Raw genomic sequence first — 14,817 nt, forward strand, 5'->3', positions numbered from 1 at the left:
CGGGCCTTGCGCAGGCTCGGCGCGCCCGCGCCCGCGCCCGGCCCCGCGGCCAGGCCCGCGCCGGGCCCCGAGCCCGGTCCCTGCGGGGGGCTGTCGTACGGGCCGGGTGCGAACCGCTCCGGCAGCAGCCCGAGCACGGCCTCCCGCTGCGTCTCGCTCGTGGCGTCGTCGTACGGGTCGGGCGTGGCGGGCACCTGGAGCCGGTGCACCGGGCCGGTGCCCACGCGCGCGTAGCCCCGGCCGCAGGGCGCCTCGGGGGCCGGGGTGGTGCGCGGCGGCTCGCCGAGCACGGCCCGCACCTGCTCGGGCGTGACCTGGCCGAGCACCACGCGGGCCCGGGTGTTGGCCCACACCGCCTTGCCCAGCGCGTCGGCCGCGTCGAGCTGGTCGCCGACCACCACCCGCACGTGGGCCGTGCGCCCGTGCCGCAGCGGCACGCCCAGCAGCTCGCGCGGGTCGGGTCGGCCGTCGGCGGCCGCGAGCTGCCCGAGCACCGAGGGCCGGTCCACCACCAGCCACAGCGGACGGCGCACGTCCTCCGGCGCCGGGTGGCCGAACTGCCGGGCCCGGCCCGCGGCCAGCAGCCGCCGCTCGGTCTCGCGGGCCGCCCACTCCAGCGTCGCCAGCGCCCCGCCGAGCCCGCACTCCACGGCGAGCACGCCCGCGCGCCCGGCCAGGAACGCGTACTCGCCGGTGCCCGCGCCGTCCACCACCAGCACGTCCCCGTGGTGCAGCGCCTGGATCGCCACCGACCGCAGCAGCGTCGTGGTGCCGCTGCCGGGCTGGCCGAGCGCCAGCAGGTGCGGCTCGGTCGAGCGCGGCCCAGTGCGCCAGACGACGGCGGGCACGTCCCGCGGCCCCGCGGCCGACTCGCCGCGCGGGCCCTGCGCGCCGTCGAAGACGGGCAGGGTGCGCTGGGCCGAGGAGCCGTCGGTGAAGCCGAGCACGGTCTCGCCGGGCGCGGTGACGAACCGCTGCGCGCGGATGGTGGTGGACAGGGCGGGCAGCACGGCCATGGTGAGCCGGTTCGCCTCCTGGTCCCAGTCGAACAGGTACTCCCGGCCGCGACCCGACTTCGCGCACAGCACCTGCTCCACGCGGGCCCGGGCCTCCGGCTCGCCGTCGGTGAACCGCGCCGGATAGCGCAGTCGCAGCCGGGTCGGCCGCCCGTCCTCGTCGAACGCGTAGCCGTCGAAGACGGCCGCCCAGTCGCCGCCGTGGCAGTAGCCGTCCTCCGTGTCCCCGGCGGCGTGGAAGTAGGGGACCAGGGCCTCGTAGAGCGTGGCCAGGCGCTCGGCGCCGGTCTCGTCCGGGCCGGGCGCCGACGCCTCGGACGTGCCCGCCCGGCCCGCCCAGGCCGCCGAGGCCAGCAGCGCGAGCGCCGCGCCCAGCGGCCCGTACGGCAGGAGGGCGACCACCAGGGCGCTGGCGCCCGCGAGGACCAGGACCGGGCCGCGCCGCTCGCTCGGCGTGGCCGCCCACCAGCGCCGGGCGCGGCCGCCCAGGACGCGCAGCCCGCGCGTCACGGTGATCAGGGGGTGCAGGGTGTCGGCGGCGCCGTCCGCCGCGCTCCGGGCGAGGGCCCGGCCGCGGCCGGGGCGGCGGGTGTGCGCGGCGGCGCCGGGCAGGAGGGCGGCGAGCAGGCGGGGGAGCGGTCTGGTGGCCACGTCAGATCTTGACCCCGCTGAGGAAGCTGGCGAGGCTCGCCCCGCCCGCCTTGATGCTCGGTGCGATCGCGGTGCTCGACAGGTAGAAGCCGAACAGCGTGCAGATGATGGCGTGGGACGCCTTGAGCGAATCCTTGCGGAAGTACACGAAGACGATGACGCCCAGCAGGACGACACCGGAGACGGAGAGGATCACCACAGACTCCCGAATGGTCAGAGGCGGTCGCTTTAAGTGACTATATAGTCACATGGTGTTTCGAGTGTCGAAAGCTGCAAATGGGCGTTTTATCATCCGAATCCCCCGGACGGGTCGCCGGACACGGCCGCGGGAGCCGGACGCGGCCCGGCCGCGTGCGTAGGGTGGAGGGCGCATGCCCGCACCGCCGTCTCGCTCCCGAAGGCGGCACCCGCGCGAGCCCAGCCGGAGGCGAACCCACCATGAGCGGACCGCACGCGGAGCACGAGCCCGCGCACGACCCCGAGGTGCTGCAACTCGCGGCCAAGGTCTTCGACCTGGCGCGGCACGGCGACACCGACACGCTCGCCGCCTACGTGGACGCGGGCGTCCCCGTCGACCTCACCAACGACAGCGGCGACTCGCTGCTGATGCTCGCCGCCTACCACGGGCACGCCGACGCGGTGACCGCGCTGCTCGCGCGCGGCGCGGACGCCGACCGGACGGGCGGCCGGGGCCAGACCCCGCTGGCGGGCGCGGCCTTCAAGGGCGAGGCCGCGGTCGTCCGGGCGCTGCTCGCCGGCGGCGCGGACCCGCGGGCGGGCTCGCCGTCGGCGGTGGAGACGGCCCGGACGTTCGGGCGGGAGGACCTGCTCGCGCTCTTCGGCGAGAGCTGAGGCCCGCCCAGCCCCGGTCGTCCCCGCCTAGGGCGTGTCGTCCCGGGGCCCCTCCGCCGAGAAGGTGAGGGAGAAGGCGGCGGGCGCCGCGTCGAGCCGGTACGGCGGCAGCACGCCGGGGCCGCAGGACTGCGTGCCGATGCCGTGCTGGCCGTGGTCGAGGTTCACCCACACCGTGTCCGGGGACGGCACCAGGTCGGGCAGGTGCGCGGCCGCGTCCAGCTGCTCGCTGGTCCACCGCCGCGCCGTGAACCAGAACGGCGGCTCGCCCGCCACGCGCACCGCGCGCCCCCCGGCGGTCGCCAGCCGCGCCCACCGCACGTCCGCGCGCGCCCCGTTCTCCTGCGGCCGTACGTACGGGGTCTGCATCGCGTCCACCGGCATCCGCCACAGCCCGATCCGCGCCGCGGACCGGGTGTCCGGGTAGGCCTCGCCGGGGCCGCCGCCGTACCAGGCCGCCTCGCCGAACGCGGCGGGCACCCCCAGCCGTACGCCCAGCCGCGGCAGCGGGCACGGCCAGTCGCCCTCGGGTACCACGGACACGGCCAGGCGCAGCCGGCCGTCGGCGGCCGTCCACCGGTAGACCGCGCGCAGCGCGAGGTCCCGGCCCGCGGGCGCGACCCGGGTCCGTACGACCAGGGCGGGCCCGCCCGGCGCGTCCTCGCCGCCGTCCTCGCCCTCCGGGGTCAGGAGCGTCACCGCGTCGGTGCGGTGACGCATGCGGTGCAGGCCCAGGTCCCGCCAGGTCAGGCCGTGCCGCGGGTCGGGCTGCCAGGAGGCGCCGAGGTCGTTGTCGGTCGGCGCCCGCCAGACGTCCAGCAGCGGGCCGGTGACGGGGATGCCGTCCAGCTCCGTGAGCGTCCCGGTCGCCGGGTCGAACGCGCCGGGCCCGAGGCGGACCAGCCCTCCGGCGCGGCGCGGCGCCAGGGCCGGTCCGGCCGGGGCGGGCCGGGGCGGCGGCGCCGCGGGGAACTGGCCCCAGGCCACCTCGTGGCCGGCGTCCGCCCACGCGGTGGGGGAGGCCAGGACCGCCCGCACCGTCCACCACGCCTCTCCCGCCGGCGGCCCGGCGCGCCGCGGCCCGTCCGGCAGCGGCACCTCGGCGAACTCGCCGGGCGCCAGCGGCGGCACCGGCAGCCCGCCGGCGGCCACGGCCTCGCCCGCGACCTCCAGGGACCACCGGAAGGCCAGGTGGGACAGGTCGGCGAAGTCCTGGCCGTTGGCCACCCGGACGGTGCCCGCCGCGGCGCCGCCCTCGATCGCGACCGGCTCGACGACCTTCTTGAACTCCAGCAGGCCGGGGGAGGGGGTGCGGTCGGGGAACAGCAGCCCGTCGCAGACGAAGCTGCCGTCGTGCAGCTCCTCGCCGAAGTCCCCGCCGTAGGCGTGGTACTCCCGGCCGTCCGGGGTGCGCCGGGCGATGCCGTGGTCGATCCACTCCCACACGAACCCGCCCTGGCACCGCTCGTACGCCGCGAACAGCCGCTGGTAGTCCGCGAGCCCGCCCGGGCCGTTGCCCATCGCGTGCGCGTACTCGCACAGGACGAACGGCAGCGCGCGGCGCCGGGCGTCGGCCTCCGGGTCGGGCAGCGGCGCCTCGGCGCGCCGGCCGATCCGCTCGACCTCCTCGTGCGGCGCGTACATCCGCGCGTACACGTCCGCGTCGGCGCAGGAGGGATCGCCCTCGTAGTGGATCGGGCGGTCCGGGTCGCGGCCGCGGATCCAGCCGGCCATGGCGGTCAGGCCGCGGCCCGTGCCGCACTCGTTGCCCAGCGACCACATGATCACCGAGGGGTGGTTCTTGTCCCGCTCGACCATGCGGCGCGCCCGGTCCAGCAGGGCCGGGGTCCAGCGGTCGTCGTCCACCGGGTTGCCGCGCCAGCGCAGCGGGGCGAAGCCGTGCGTCTCCAGGTCGCACTCGTCAACCACCCACAGGCCCAGCTCGTCGCACAGGTCCAGGAAGGCGGGGTGCGGCGGGTAGTGGCTGGTGCGCACCGCGTTGATGTTGTGCCGCTTCATCAGCACCAGGTCGCGGCGCATGGTCGCCGCGTCCAGGGCCCGCCCGGTCCGCGGGTGGAACTCGTGCCGGTTGACGCCGCGCAGCAGCACGCGCCGGCCGTTGACCCGCAGCAGGCCGCCCTCGACGGCGACCGTGCGGAAGCCGACGCGCAGCCGGACCCGCTCGCCCGCGGTGGCCAGCTCGGCCGCGTACAGCCGGGGCGTCTCGGCCGTCCACGGCTCGACGGGGACGGTGGCGCTCTGCCCGGCGGCCAGGTCCAGGCCCAGCTCGGGCACGGTGACGCGGCCCGCGGGCTCGGCGTCCACGCGCAGCGTGCCCGCGCCGCGCGCGTGGTCGTAGGAGGCGTGCACGAAGACGTCCCGCACGGCCTGCTCGGGCCGGTGCACCAGGACGACCTCGCGGAAGATCCCGGGCAGCCACCACTGGTCCTGGTCCTCCAGGTAGCTGCCCGCCGACCACTGGTGGACGCGGACGGCCAGCACGTTGCCCCGCCGCCGCAGGTGCGCGCCGACGGCGAACTCGTGCGGCAGCCTGCTGCCCTGGAACGTGCCGAGCTCCCGCCCGTTCAGCCACACCCGCGCGCAGGAGTCGACGCCCTCGAAGCGCAGCACCGCGTCGCCCCCCTCCGGCCAGCCGTCGGGCAGGTCGAAGACGCGGCGGTGGTCGCCGGTGGGGTTCTCGGCCGGCACCCGGGGCGGGTCCACCGGGAACGGGTAGCGCACGTTGGTGTAGGCGGGGCGGCCGTGGCCGTGCAGCACCCAGTGGGCGGGCAGGGCCAGCTCGTCCCAGCCGGAGGCGTCGAAACCGGGCCGCGCGAAGGACGCGTCCTCGGCGGTGGCGGTGGGGGCCAGCCGGAAGGCCCAGGGCGCGCCGCCGGTCAGGGTCAGCCGGGCGGCGTCCGAGGCGGGCAGCCAGGCGCGGGGCGGCAGCACGCCGCGGCCGGGGGACACGTCCTCGTAGTACGGCACGCCCGCGGCCGTCAGCCCGTCGGCGTGCGGCGGCCCGTCCTCGCCGGGCGGCTGGCCCTGCCCGTACGGCGCCCCGTTCCGATCCTCCTCGGACCAGCTCATCGTCCTCCTGGCGGACGTCTACGCCGCTTGCTCGACCTCGCAGCGCAGCGCCCGCATGTAGACACTCAGCAGCCTGTCGTATTCGGCGCGCTCCGAGGGCCGCAGTGCCCGGCCCCCGCGCGCCTGGAGGAAGACGCGTATCGCCTCGTTCGCCTGGTCCTTCGACAGGCGCGAGGCGGGGTGGTGGTGCGAGGTACGAGATCTCGGCCGCATGTCGTCCAGCGTACGGGCCGCCACTGACACCCCGATCCGGCGCACCGCGCTCAACTGCCCGGATGCGGCAGGCGTGTGACGAACGCCGCACCCCGTCGGCGTTTCGGCGTGGCACGTGGTGCGACACGGGCCTTTGTGCTCACGCCACGTCGAGCGGGGGCCGACGCGGCGTGCGCCGCGCGCTCACTCCCCCTGGTCCGCGCCCAGGTCCCGGGCGATCATCGCCGCCTGCACCCGGTTGGCCACGCCCAGCCCGGTCAGTATCCGGCTGACGTGCGCCTTCACCGTCGACTCCCGCAGCCGCAGGCGCTGTCCGATGTCCGCGTTCGTCAGCCCGTCGGCGAGCGCGGCCAGCACCTGGCGCTCCCGCGGCGTGAGCCGGGCGGCCGCCGCCCGGGCCGCCCGGGCGCGGGCCCGGTCGGGCCGGTGGAAGCGGCTGATGACGGTCCGGGTCACCGTCGGCGACAGCATGGCCCCGCCGTCGGCGACGATCCGTACGGCCCGCAGGATGTCGTCCGGCGGCGTGTCCTTCAGCAGGAAGCCCGCCGCTCCCGCCTCCAGCGCGCCGTAGACGTACTCGTCCAGGTCGAAGGTGGTCAGCACGGCCACGGCCGGGGGGTGCGGCAGCGCGCGCAGGGCGCGCGTGGCCGCGATGCCGTCCATGACCGGCATCCGGATGTCGACCAGGGCCACGTCCGTGCGGCGCCGGGTCACCAGCTCCACGGCCGCCCGGCCGTCCGCGGCCTCGCCGACCAGCTCCAGGCCGTCGTCGGTGGCGACCAGGTCGGCGAGCCCGGCCCGGACGAAGGGGTCGTCGTCCACGACCAGCACCTTGATCACCGTACGTCCCCCTCTGTGTACTCGGCGTACTCGGTGTGCTCCGCGGCCGCGGACGCCTCCCCGGCCGCACCGGCGGCCACGGCCGTACGGGCCCCCTCAGCCGTACGGGCCTCCTCGGCCGGGTGCGCGGGTACCGGCAGCTGGGCCCGTAGCAGGAACCGGCCGCCGTCCGTCCGCCCCACGGTCAGCTCGCCGTGCAGCGCCGCCACCCGCTCGGCGACGCCCACCAGCCCGTAGCCGCGCGGCCCGGGCGCGGCCGCGGGGCCGGGGCCGGGCGGGCACGGGTTCTCCGCCCGTACCTCCACCCGGGACCGCTCCACCATGACGGTCAGGTCGACCGGTTCGGCCGGGGCGTGCTTGCGGGCGTTGGTCAGCGCCTCCTGCACGATCCGGTGCACCGCGAGCCGCACCGCGGCCGGGCACGCCGCCAACTCGCCGACCGTCGCCCGCACGCGCGTGCCCGCCGCCTCCGACTCGGCGATCAGCGCGGGCAGGTCGTCGGCGGTCGGGGTCAGCGGCACCGGGCCCTCGTGGTCGCGCAGCGCGCCCAGCAGGTCCCGCAGGTCGTCCAGGGCGTGCGCGCTGGTGTCCCGCAACAGGCCCAGCCGCTCCCGGATCGGCTCGGGCACCTCGCCGCCGCGCCGCTGGAGCACCCCGGTGTGCAGCACCAGCAGGCTCAGCCGGTGGGCGAGCACGTCGTGCATCTCCCGTGCGATGCGGGCCCGCTCGGCCAGCCGCACCTGGTCGTCGCGCAGCCGGTTGGCCGCCTCGACGTGGTCGAGCTGGTCGGCCAGCGACCGGGCCAGTTCCCGGTGGCTGCGGGCCACCAGGCCGAAGGCGGCCGGGATGACGAGCATGGCGGTGGGCAGGTAGGTGGCCAGCGGCATGTTCACCGTGTCCCGGAACGCGCCCGAGCAGGCGGCCAGGCCCGCCGCCGCGGCCAGACCGAGCGCGAGCGGCGTCGGCCGCCGCACGGTCACCCCGTACAGCGCGACCAGCGCCGGCCACAGCTGGCTCTCCAGCAGGAACCCGGCCAGCGCCACCACGGCCACCCCCGTGGGCCACCGGCGGCTCAGCGGCAGCGCGGCGCACAGCCCCGCGGCGACCACCGCGCTCGCGCGCGGGTCGTGGATCAGGCCCGCGCCGGTGGTCAGCGCGTCGTGCAGCGCCTTGTACGTCACGAAGGCGAACCCGGCGGCCCGCAGCGGCAGCCGCTGGTGCCAGGCGGCCGCCCGGCCGCGCGAGGGCGGGTCCGCGGCCGTCGTCCCGAGGCCCGCGGCCGTCGTCCCGAGGCCCGCGGTGGTCGCATAGGGGTCCGTGGTCGTCGCACCGGCAGTCACCCCGGCATCGTAGGCAGCCCGGCCGCCGGGCACAGCCGACGAAAGTAGCGGGCGGCCGTCCCGGACCACCGCCGTTCGTCGGTACCCCGCCCCCGCCGTGCGGCCGATGTGCCGGGCCCCCGGGTGCCGCAGAGTCGCCGACAGGCCGGTGCCGGGCGCGGTGGCGGCCACGGTACGGGGAGAACGCGAGACGCGAGGAGGACCGCTGTGGAGCGGCGGAGCACACCCATGAGCCGGCGCACGATACTGGGCGGCGCGGCAGCGGCGTCGGCGGCCGGGCTGGCCTTCGGCACACCGGCGGCGGCGGACGCCGCGGGCGCGGCGGGCCGGCAGCGGGACGGCCGGGGAGCCGGACGGGACGGCGCGGCCGGCCGCTACGAAGGCAAGACCGTCCTGATCACCGGCGCGACCAGCGGCATCGGCCGGGCCACCGCCGTCGCCTTCGCCCGCGAGGGCGCCCGGGTCGGCTTCTGCGGACGGCGGGCGAACCTGGGCCGGGAGGTGGAGCGCGAGATCCGCGCGGCGGGCGGGGAGGCGACGTACATCAGGGCGGACGTGCGCCGCCCCGCTCAGGTGCGGGCCTTCGTGGACCGGGTGGTCGACACCTACGGCGGCCTGGACGTCGCGTTCAACAACGCGGGCATCCAGAAGTCGTTCACCGACCTGCACGAGGTGACGGTCGAGGAGTGGGACGACGTCACGCACACCAACACCCGCGGCGTCTTCCTGGCCCTGAAGTACGAGATCCCGCACATGCGGCGGCTCGGCGGCGGCGTGATCATCGTCACCGGCTCCAGCAACCAGTTCCAGACCCGCCCGGGGCTCGCCTCCTACACGGCGAGCAAGGGCGGCGTCACCGGCATCGTGCAGGCGGCCGCCATGGAGAACGGGTCGCACGGCATCCGCGTCGTCGCGCTCGCCCCCGGCATCACCGACACCCCGATCCTGGAGGCGCACCGGCCGCCGGGAATGAACGACGAGGACTGGGCCGCGCAGAAGGCGGACTTCGGCAAGCGCGGCACCTACGCCCTCCACCGCATGGCCAGGCCGGAGGAGATGGCGTCCGCGGCGCTGGCCCTGGCGTCGGCCGACTTCGGCTTCCAGACCGGTTCCACCGTGCTGGTGGACGGCGGCCAGCTGGCCGGCCTCTGACGGCCCGTCACCCACCGCGGCCGTGACGGCCGGTCAGCCGGCCAGCAGCACCACGTCCAGCCGCCGCGGCCCGTGCACGCCCTCCACCCGCTCCAGCTCGATGTCGCTCGTCGCCGAGGGCCCGGAGATCCAGGTCAGCGGGCGGGCCGGGTCGAGGCGGGCCAGGGCCTGCGGCACGTCCGCGACGACCTGGCCGGGCACCCGCACCACGCACACGTGGTGGTCGGGCACGAGCGTGAGCAGCCGCCGGCCCTGCCCGGGGCCGGCGTCCAGCACGACCGTGCCGGTCTCCGCGACGGCCACGGCGCAGCCGGTGACCACGCTGGAGACCGCGTCCAGGTCGCGCGCCGTCACCTCCGGCGCGTCGGGCACCCGTCGGACGTCGGAGCCGGCCGCGTCAGGCAGCCAGGCCGCGGGCAGCCCGGCCGGGACGGCCACGCTGCGCGCACCCCGGTCGGCGAGCAGCCGGGCCAGCAGGCCGGGCAGCCCGGCCGGGTCCGCGCGGTGCACGGCCGCGCGGTAGTCGGCCAGGCGCGCGGCGAGCAGGTCGACCGTCGCCTCCGTGACGGGCCGGTCGTCCGCGCGCCGGTAGCCGCGGTCGACGGGCACGTCGCCGGGCGTCTCGCCACGCGGCACGTCGGCGAGCGCGCGCCGGACGCGGCCGAGCACCACGTCCCGGCCGCTCATGGCGCTGTTCCGTTCGCTTCTCCGGCCGTGCGGCGCGCAGGTGCGGGCATCGTGGCCACGCGCGGGCCGTCCCCGCGCGTGCGCCGCCACCAGTCGCGGAACGACTCGGCGGGCACCCGCGGCAGCTCCCGGCTGTCGGTCCAGGCGCGCCCGGGGCCCGGCAGCCGCCGCGGGTGCAGCCGGCGCGTACGGGAGGCGATCCGCTGCCCCGCGCGGAGCGCGCCCGGGTGGTCGAACGCCCACCGGGCGGCCCGCATCGCGGCCCGCTCGGCGGCGTGGCCCCGGGCCGGCCGCAGCACGGTGCGCGTGCCGCGCACGGTCGCCGGGCCGCCCTGCGCGACCCGCTCGCGCAGGTGCACCAGCACCTCGGGGATGTCGATGGCGACCGGGCACACCTCGTAGCACGCCCCGCACAGCGACGACGCGTACGGCAGGGACGCCTCCAGAGGACCCGCGGTGCCGCGCAGCAGGGGCGTGAGGATCGCGCCGATCGGCCCCGGGTAGGGCGAGCCGTACGCGTGGCCGCCGGCGCGCTCGTACACCGGGCACACGTTCAGGCAGGCCGAGCAGCGGATGCAGCGCAGCGCCTGGCGGCCCACGGCGTCGGCGAGGGCGTCGGTGCGGCCGTTGTCGAGCAGCACGAGGTGGAAGGCGCGCGGCCCGTCGCCGTCCGCGGTGCCCGTCCACATCGAGGTGTACGGGTTCATGCGCTCGGCCGTCGAGGAGCGGGGCAGCAGCCGCAGGAAGACCTCCAGGTCCTGCCAGGTGGGCACGACCTTCTCGATGCCCGCGACGGCGATGAGCGTCTCCGGCAGGGTCAGGCACATCCGGCCGTTGCCCTCGGACTCCACCACCACCAGGGTGCCGGTCTCGGCGACCATGAAGTTGGCGCCGCACACGCCGACCCTGGCGCTCAGGAACCTCTCCCGCAGGTGCAGCCGCGCGGCCTCGGCCAGCTCGGCCGGGTCGTCGGTCAGGCCGTCCGGAGCGGGCCGGCCCCAGTCGGCCATGGCGGAGGCGAAGATGTCGCGGATCTCGCCGCGGCCCCGGTGGATGGCGGGCACCAGGATGTGGGAGGGCAGGTCGTCGCCGAGCTGCACGATCAGCTCGGCCAGGTCGGTCTCGTACGCGCGGATGCCCGCCGCCTCCAGCGCCGCGTTCAGCCCGATCTCCTGCGTCGCCATCGACTTGACCTTGACGACGTGCCGCTCGCCCGTGGCCCGTACCAGCCCGGTGACGATCCGGTTGGCCTCGGCGGCGTCCGCGGCCCAGTGCACGTGGCCCCCGGCCGCCGTCACCGCCGCCTCCAGCCGCTCCAGGTAGTGGTCCAGGTGCCGGAGCGTACGGTCCTTGACGGCCGTGGCCGCGGCGCGCAGCCGCTCCCACTCGGGCACCTCGGCCACGGCCCGGGCCCGCTTGGCGCGGATGGTGTGGGTGGCGTGCCGCAGGTTGGCGCGCAGCCGCTCGTCCCGGACGGCGGCGGCAGCGGCGCGCGGGAAGGCGGGCATGCCCAGGTAGGTCCGGCTCACGGCGCGGCCTCCTGCGTGCCGTACGCGCCGCCGGCGGCCTCGTCGGCGCCCGTACCGGCCAGGATCTCGGCGATGTGCACCGTGCGCACCGGCGAGCCCTGCCGGGCGAGGATACCGCCGATGTGCGCCTGGCAGGAGTTGTCGACGGTGCACACCGCCGACGCGCCCGTGGCCGCGACGGCGCGCGCCTTGTCGGCGCCCATCGCGGCCGACACCGCGGCGTTCTTGACGGCGAAGGTGCCGCCGAAGCCGCAGCACTCCTGCGCGCCGGGCAGCTCCACCAGCCGCAGGCCGCGCACCGCCGCCAGCAGTCTGCGCGGCCGGTCGCCCAGGCCCAGCGCCCGCAGGCCGTGGCAGGTGGGGTGGTAGGTGACGGTGTGCGGATAGCTGGCTCCCACGTCGGTGACCCCCAGCACGTCCACCAGGAACTCCGTCAGCTCGTACGTGCGCGGCGCCACCCGCGCGGCGAGGTCGGCCAGCTCCCCGCCGCGTCCCTCGGCCGCCGCCCGCGCGCCGATCCGCGGGTAGCCCTCGCGCACCATCGCCGCGCAGGATCCGGAGGGGACGACGACGTAGTCGTAGTCGCGGAACGCGGCGGCGAAGCGGCGCACCAGCGGCTCGGCCTCGCGCCGGTAGCCGGTGTTGTACTGCGGCTGGCCGCAGCAGCTCTGCGCCTCGGGGAAGCCGACCGTCACGCCCAGCCGCTCCAGCAGGGCCACCACGGCGCGTCCGGTGCCCGGATAGAGGGTGTCGTTGACGCAGGTGACGAACAGCGCGACGCGCACGGCCCTTCCTCCCTCGCGGGCTCGCGGCCGGCCGCGGCCGCGCGCACCGGACCCGTCGGTGATCACCGACGGCCCATAGTGCCGTACGCCCCGGGCGGTGTGAAGCACCACCCATCGCCGCACGGCACGGATCCCGCGGCGCTACCCGTACGTAACATAGTCGGGCGGCCTGGGCGGGCCGTTGGGAAGGCGGTCGGTCGTCAGTCGTGGTACGCATGGTGGGGATCAAGGACGTCGCACGGCACGCGGGCGTCTCCGTCGGCACGGTGTCGAACGTCATCAACCGTCCCGAGATGGTCGCGGCGGGCACCCGCGACCGGGTGCAGGCCGCCATCGAGCGCCTGGGCTACGTACGCAGCGAGTCGGCCCGTCAACTGCGGGCCGGCCGCAGCCGGATCATCGCGCTGCTGGTGCTCGACATGGCCAACCCGTTCTTCGTGGACGTCGCCCGCGGCGCGGAGCGCGCGGCCCGCGAGGCCGGGCTCGGCGTGATGGTGTGCAACAGCGGCCAGAGCGCGAGCGAGGAGGCCGACTACCTGTCGCTGTTCGCCGAACACCGGGTGCGCGGGGTGCTGGTGACCCCGGCCGACCCCACCGGCCGCAGCCTGGACAACTTCCGGCGCCACGAGATCCCGTTCGTCTTCGTGGACCGCACGGTGCCCGCCACCGAGGGCTGCTCGGTGTCCGTGGACGACGTCACCGGCGGCGCCCTCGCCGCCCGCCACCTGCTGGCCCAGGGCCACCGCGAACTGGTCTACGTCAGCGGCCCCATGCACCTGCCCCAGTGCCAGGACCGGCACACGGGCGTCCTGGCCGCGCTCGCCGAGGCGGGCCTGCCGCCCACCGCCATGCGGCACGTCGAGCAGGACCGGCTGGACGTCCCGGCCGGCCGGGACGCCGGCGCCCGGCTGCTGGCCCTCACGCCCCGGCCGACGGCCGTGTTCTGCGCGAACGACCTGCTGGCGCTCGGCGTCCTGCAGGCGATGTACGGGGCCGGGGTGTCGGTGCCCGGGGACATCGCGCTGGCGGGCTACGACGACATCGAGTTCGCGGCGGCGGCCGCCGTGCCGCTGACGTCCGTACGGCAGCCCGCGTTCCGCATGGGCCGCGCGGCGGCGGACCTGCTGATCGAGGAGACCGGCGACACCGCCCGGCACCACGCCCACCAGCGGATCATCCTCCAGCCGGAGCTGATCGTCCGCGACTCGACCCGCGCGGGCGGCCGGTAGGGCCCGGCCCGGGGCGCCGGGGCGGGCCGCGCGGCTTTCGGGTGCGTCTCCCTCCCGGCCGCCGCGCGACGTGCCCGACGTCCGGGCGGCAGCGTGCCGCGGGGGCCGCGGGCCGGTGTGCCGCCCCCCGGGTGACATCGCGGCCGACACGCCGCGCGTACGGGCCGTTCAGCCGGATCGCCGTTCTTGGCTTCTTCCCGAGGGGCGCCGCGCGCGGCCCTCGGGAAGCCGGCGAGTCAAGGAGAGGCCATCATGCGCGGTGTCGTGCTGCACGCCCCCGGGGACATCCGGGTGGAGGAGATCGAGGACCCGAGGATCACCGCCCCGACCGACGCGGTCATCCGGCTGTCGGCGGCCTGCGTGTGCGGGTCCGACCTGTGGCCGTACCGCGGCGTCGAGCCCGTCGCCGGCCCCACCCCGATGGGACACGAGTACGTCGGCGTCGTCGAGGAGGTCGGCGGCGAGGTGAAGGACATCAGACCCGGCCAGTTCGTCGTGGGCTCGTTCGTCGCCTCCGACGGCACCTGCGAGATCTGCCGCTCGGGCTACCCGTCCTCCTGCGTCCACCGGGTGTTCATGAACGCGGTCGGCACCCAGGCCGAGCGCGCCCTGATCCCCCACGCGGACGGCACGCTCGTCGCCACCCCGGACCTGCCCGACGCCGACCTGGTCCCCGGCCTCCTGGCCGCGTCCGACGTGCTGGGCACCGGGTGGTTCGGCGCGGTGGCCGCCCACGCCGGACCGGGCCGGACGGTGGCGGTCGTCGGCGACGGCGCGGTCGGCCTGCTCGCCGTCCTGGCCGCCAGGCAGCTCGGCGCGGAGCGGGTCATCGCGATGAGCCGCCACCAGCCGCGGCAGAAGCTCGCCCGGGAGTTCGGGGCGTCCGACATCGTCACCGAGCGCGGCGACGAGGGAGTGGCGAGGATCAAGGACCTGACCGGCGGGCTGGGAGCGCACTCGGTCGTGGAGGCGGTCGGCACCCAGGAGTCGATGCGGCAGGCGATCCGCTCCGCCCGTCCCGGCGGACACGTCGGCTTCGTGGGCGTCAGCCACGGCGTCGCCCTGGCCGGTGAGGAACTCTTCTTCTCCCAGGTGCACCTGCACGGCGGCCCGGCTCCGGTCCGCCGGTTCCTGCCCGAGCTGATCGACCTGGTCTGGAACCGGAAGATCGACCCCGGCAGGGTCTTCGACCTCACCCTTCCCCTCGACCAGGCCGCCGAGGCGTACCAGGCCATGGACGAGCGCCGCGCCGTCAAGTCCCTGCTCAGCCCCTGAGCCGAGCCCGTCTCCAGCTTCGTGAAGCGCTTCCGCGACCGCGTGCGAAAGGCCCGCCGGATCGGGCCAGGAAATGCGGCGGACCACTGCGGCGAATCAGTTCGGCGTAATTACCCAGAAGATACTGCGCGAAGAGTGATATCGCAATCAAAAAAGGC

The 14,817-nt window shown here is 76.6% G+C and carries 13 protein-coding genes; 4 read left to right on the forward strand and 9 right to left on the reverse strand.

The features are described 5' to 3' along the window. Both RKE29_RS04910 and RKE29_RS04915 read right to left on the reverse strand, forming a co-directional pair. Positions 1 to 1,667, reverse strand: a 1,667-nt coding sequence (locus tag RKE29_RS04910) for a hypothetical protein (protein WP_312003781.1), incomplete at its 3' end; no start/stop codon positions are given. A 1-nt stretch (position 1,668) separates the two neighbouring features. Further along, the gene (locus RKE29_RS04915; protein WP_312003782.1) at positions 1,669 to 1,863 is read right to left on the reverse strand and encodes a hypothetical protein; all 195 of its coding nucleotides are present in this window, start codon (positions 1,861 to 1,863) and stop codon (positions 1,669 to 1,671) included. A 242-nt stretch (positions 1,864 to 2,105) separates the two neighbouring features. Between RKE29_RS04915 and RKE29_RS04920 the strand changes: the two genes are divergently transcribed. After that, positions 2,106 to 2,519: an ankyrin repeat domain-containing protein gene (locus tag RKE29_RS04920; protein WP_312003783.1), complete on the forward strand. Its 414-nt coding sequence runs from the start codon at positions 2,106 to 2,108 to the stop codon at positions 2,517 to 2,519. Between the two features lie 27 nt (positions 2,520 to 2,546). On the opposite strand, the gene RKE29_RS04925 is transcribed toward RKE29_RS04920, so the two are convergent. The 4 genes from RKE29_RS04925 to RKE29_RS04940 all read right to left on the reverse strand — a co-directional run bounded on the left by RKE29_RS04925 (position 2,547) and on the right by RKE29_RS04940 (position 8,002). Then, on the reverse strand, positions 2,547 to 5,609 hold the full coding sequence (locus tag RKE29_RS04925) for a glycoside hydrolase family 2 TIM barrel-domain containing protein (protein ID WP_312003784.1): 3,063 nt from the start codon (positions 5,607 to 5,609) through the stop codon (positions 2,547 to 2,549). An 18-nt stretch (positions 5,610 to 5,627) separates the two neighbouring features. Next, entirely contained in the window at positions 5,628 to 5,822 is a 195-nt protein-coding gene (locus tag RKE29_RS04930; RefSeq protein WP_312003785.1) for a hypothetical protein, read from the reverse strand. Positions 5,823 to 6,005: 183 nt separating this feature from the next. Beyond that, complete coding sequence (locus tag RKE29_RS04935; protein ID WP_312003786.1) at positions 6,006 to 6,662, reverse strand: response regulator transcription factor; 657 nt, start codon at positions 6,660 to 6,662, stop codon at positions 6,006 to 6,008. Then, complete coding sequence (locus tag RKE29_RS04940) at positions 6,659 to 8,002, reverse strand: histidine kinase (RefSeq protein ID WP_312003787.1); 1,344 nt, start codon at positions 8,000 to 8,002, stop codon at positions 6,659 to 6,661. The genes RKE29_RS04935 and RKE29_RS04940 overlap by 4 nt, the downstream gene beginning before the upstream one ends. A gap of 228 nt (positions 8,003 to 8,230) precedes the next feature. On the opposite strand from RKE29_RS04940, the gene RKE29_RS04945 reads away from it, so the two are divergent. After that, the gene (locus RKE29_RS04945) at positions 8,231 to 9,154 is read left to right on the forward strand and encodes an SDR family NAD(P)-dependent oxidoreductase (RefSeq protein ID WP_312003788.1); all 924 of its coding nucleotides are present in this window, start codon (positions 8,231 to 8,233) and stop codon (positions 9,152 to 9,154) included. Positions 9,155 to 9,187: 33 nt separating this feature from the next. Here RKE29_RS04945 and RKE29_RS04950 read toward each other — a convergent pair whose 3' ends face one another. The 3 genes from RKE29_RS04950 to RKE29_RS04960 are packed head-to-tail and all read right to left on the reverse strand — an operon-like array spanning position 9,188 to position 12,155. Next, positions 9,188 to 9,841 carry an LUD domain-containing protein gene (locus RKE29_RS04950; RefSeq protein ID WP_312003789.1) on the reverse strand — a complete coding sequence of 218 codons (654 nt, stop codon included), beginning with the start codon at positions 9,839 to 9,841 and terminating at the stop codon, positions 9,188 to 9,190. Further along, the gene (locus RKE29_RS04955; RefSeq protein ID WP_312003790.1) at positions 9,838 to 11,370 is read right to left on the reverse strand and encodes a lactate utilization protein B; all 1,533 of its coding nucleotides are present in this window, start codon (positions 11,368 to 11,370) and stop codon (positions 9,838 to 9,840) included. Before RKE29_RS04955 ends, RKE29_RS04950 begins: the two co-directional genes overlap by 4 nt. Then, positions 11,367 to 12,155, reverse strand: coding sequence for a (Fe-S)-binding protein (locus RKE29_RS04960; RefSeq protein WP_312003791.1), 789 nt, complete (start codon positions 12,153 to 12,155; stop codon positions 11,367 to 11,369). The genes RKE29_RS04955 and RKE29_RS04960 overlap by 4 nt, the downstream gene beginning before the upstream one ends. A 215-nt stretch (positions 12,156 to 12,370) precedes the next feature. Here RKE29_RS04960 and RKE29_RS04965 point away from each other — a divergent pair, with 215 nt between their 5' ends. Next, positions 12,371 to 13,384: a LacI family DNA-binding transcriptional regulator gene (locus RKE29_RS04965; protein WP_312003792.1), complete on the forward strand. Its 1,014-nt coding sequence runs from the start codon at positions 12,371 to 12,373 to the stop codon at positions 13,382 to 13,384. 252 nt (positions 13,385 to 13,636) lie between these two features. Continuing rightward, positions 13,637 to 14,659, forward strand: coding sequence for a zinc-dependent alcohol dehydrogenase family protein (locus tag RKE29_RS04970; RefSeq protein WP_312003793.1), 1,023 nt, complete (start codon positions 13,637 to 13,639; stop codon positions 14,657 to 14,659). Positions 14,660 to 14,817: the final 158 nt, after the last annotated feature.

Origin of the sequence: Streptomyces sp. B1866 (assembly GCF_031932565.1) — a bacterium.
Lineage (GTDB): Bacteria > Actinomycetota > Actinomycetes > Streptomycetales > Streptomycetaceae > Streptomyces.

Coding starts and splice junctions, on each gene's coding strand:
- RKE29_RS04930 (WP_312003785.1), bottom strand. CDS start 5,822: ATGCGGCCGAGATCTCGTACCTCGCACCACCACCCCGCCTCGCGCCTG.
- RKE29_RS04970 (WP_312003793.1), top strand. CDS start 13,637: ATGCGCGGTGTCGTGCTGCACGCCCCCGGGGACATCCGGGTGGAGGAG.
- RKE29_RS04920 (WP_312003783.1), top strand. CDS start 2,106: ATGAGCGGACCGCACGCGGAGCACGAGCCCGCGCACGACCCCGAGGTG.
- RKE29_RS04950 (WP_312003789.1), bottom strand. CDS start 9,841: ATGAGCGGCCGGGACGTGGTGCTCGGCCGCGTCCGGCGCGCGCTCGCC.
- RKE29_RS04965 (WP_312003792.1), top strand. CDS start 12,371: ATGGTGGGGATCAAGGACGTCGCACGGCACGCGGGCGTCTCCGTCGGC.
- RKE29_RS04945 (WP_312003788.1), top strand. CDS start 8,231: ATGAGCCGGCGCACGATACTGGGCGGCGCGGCAGCGGCGTCGGCGGCC.
- RKE29_RS04925 (WP_312003784.1), bottom strand. CDS start 5,609: ATGAGCTGGTCCGAGGAGGATCGGAACGGGGCGCCGTACGGGCAGGGC.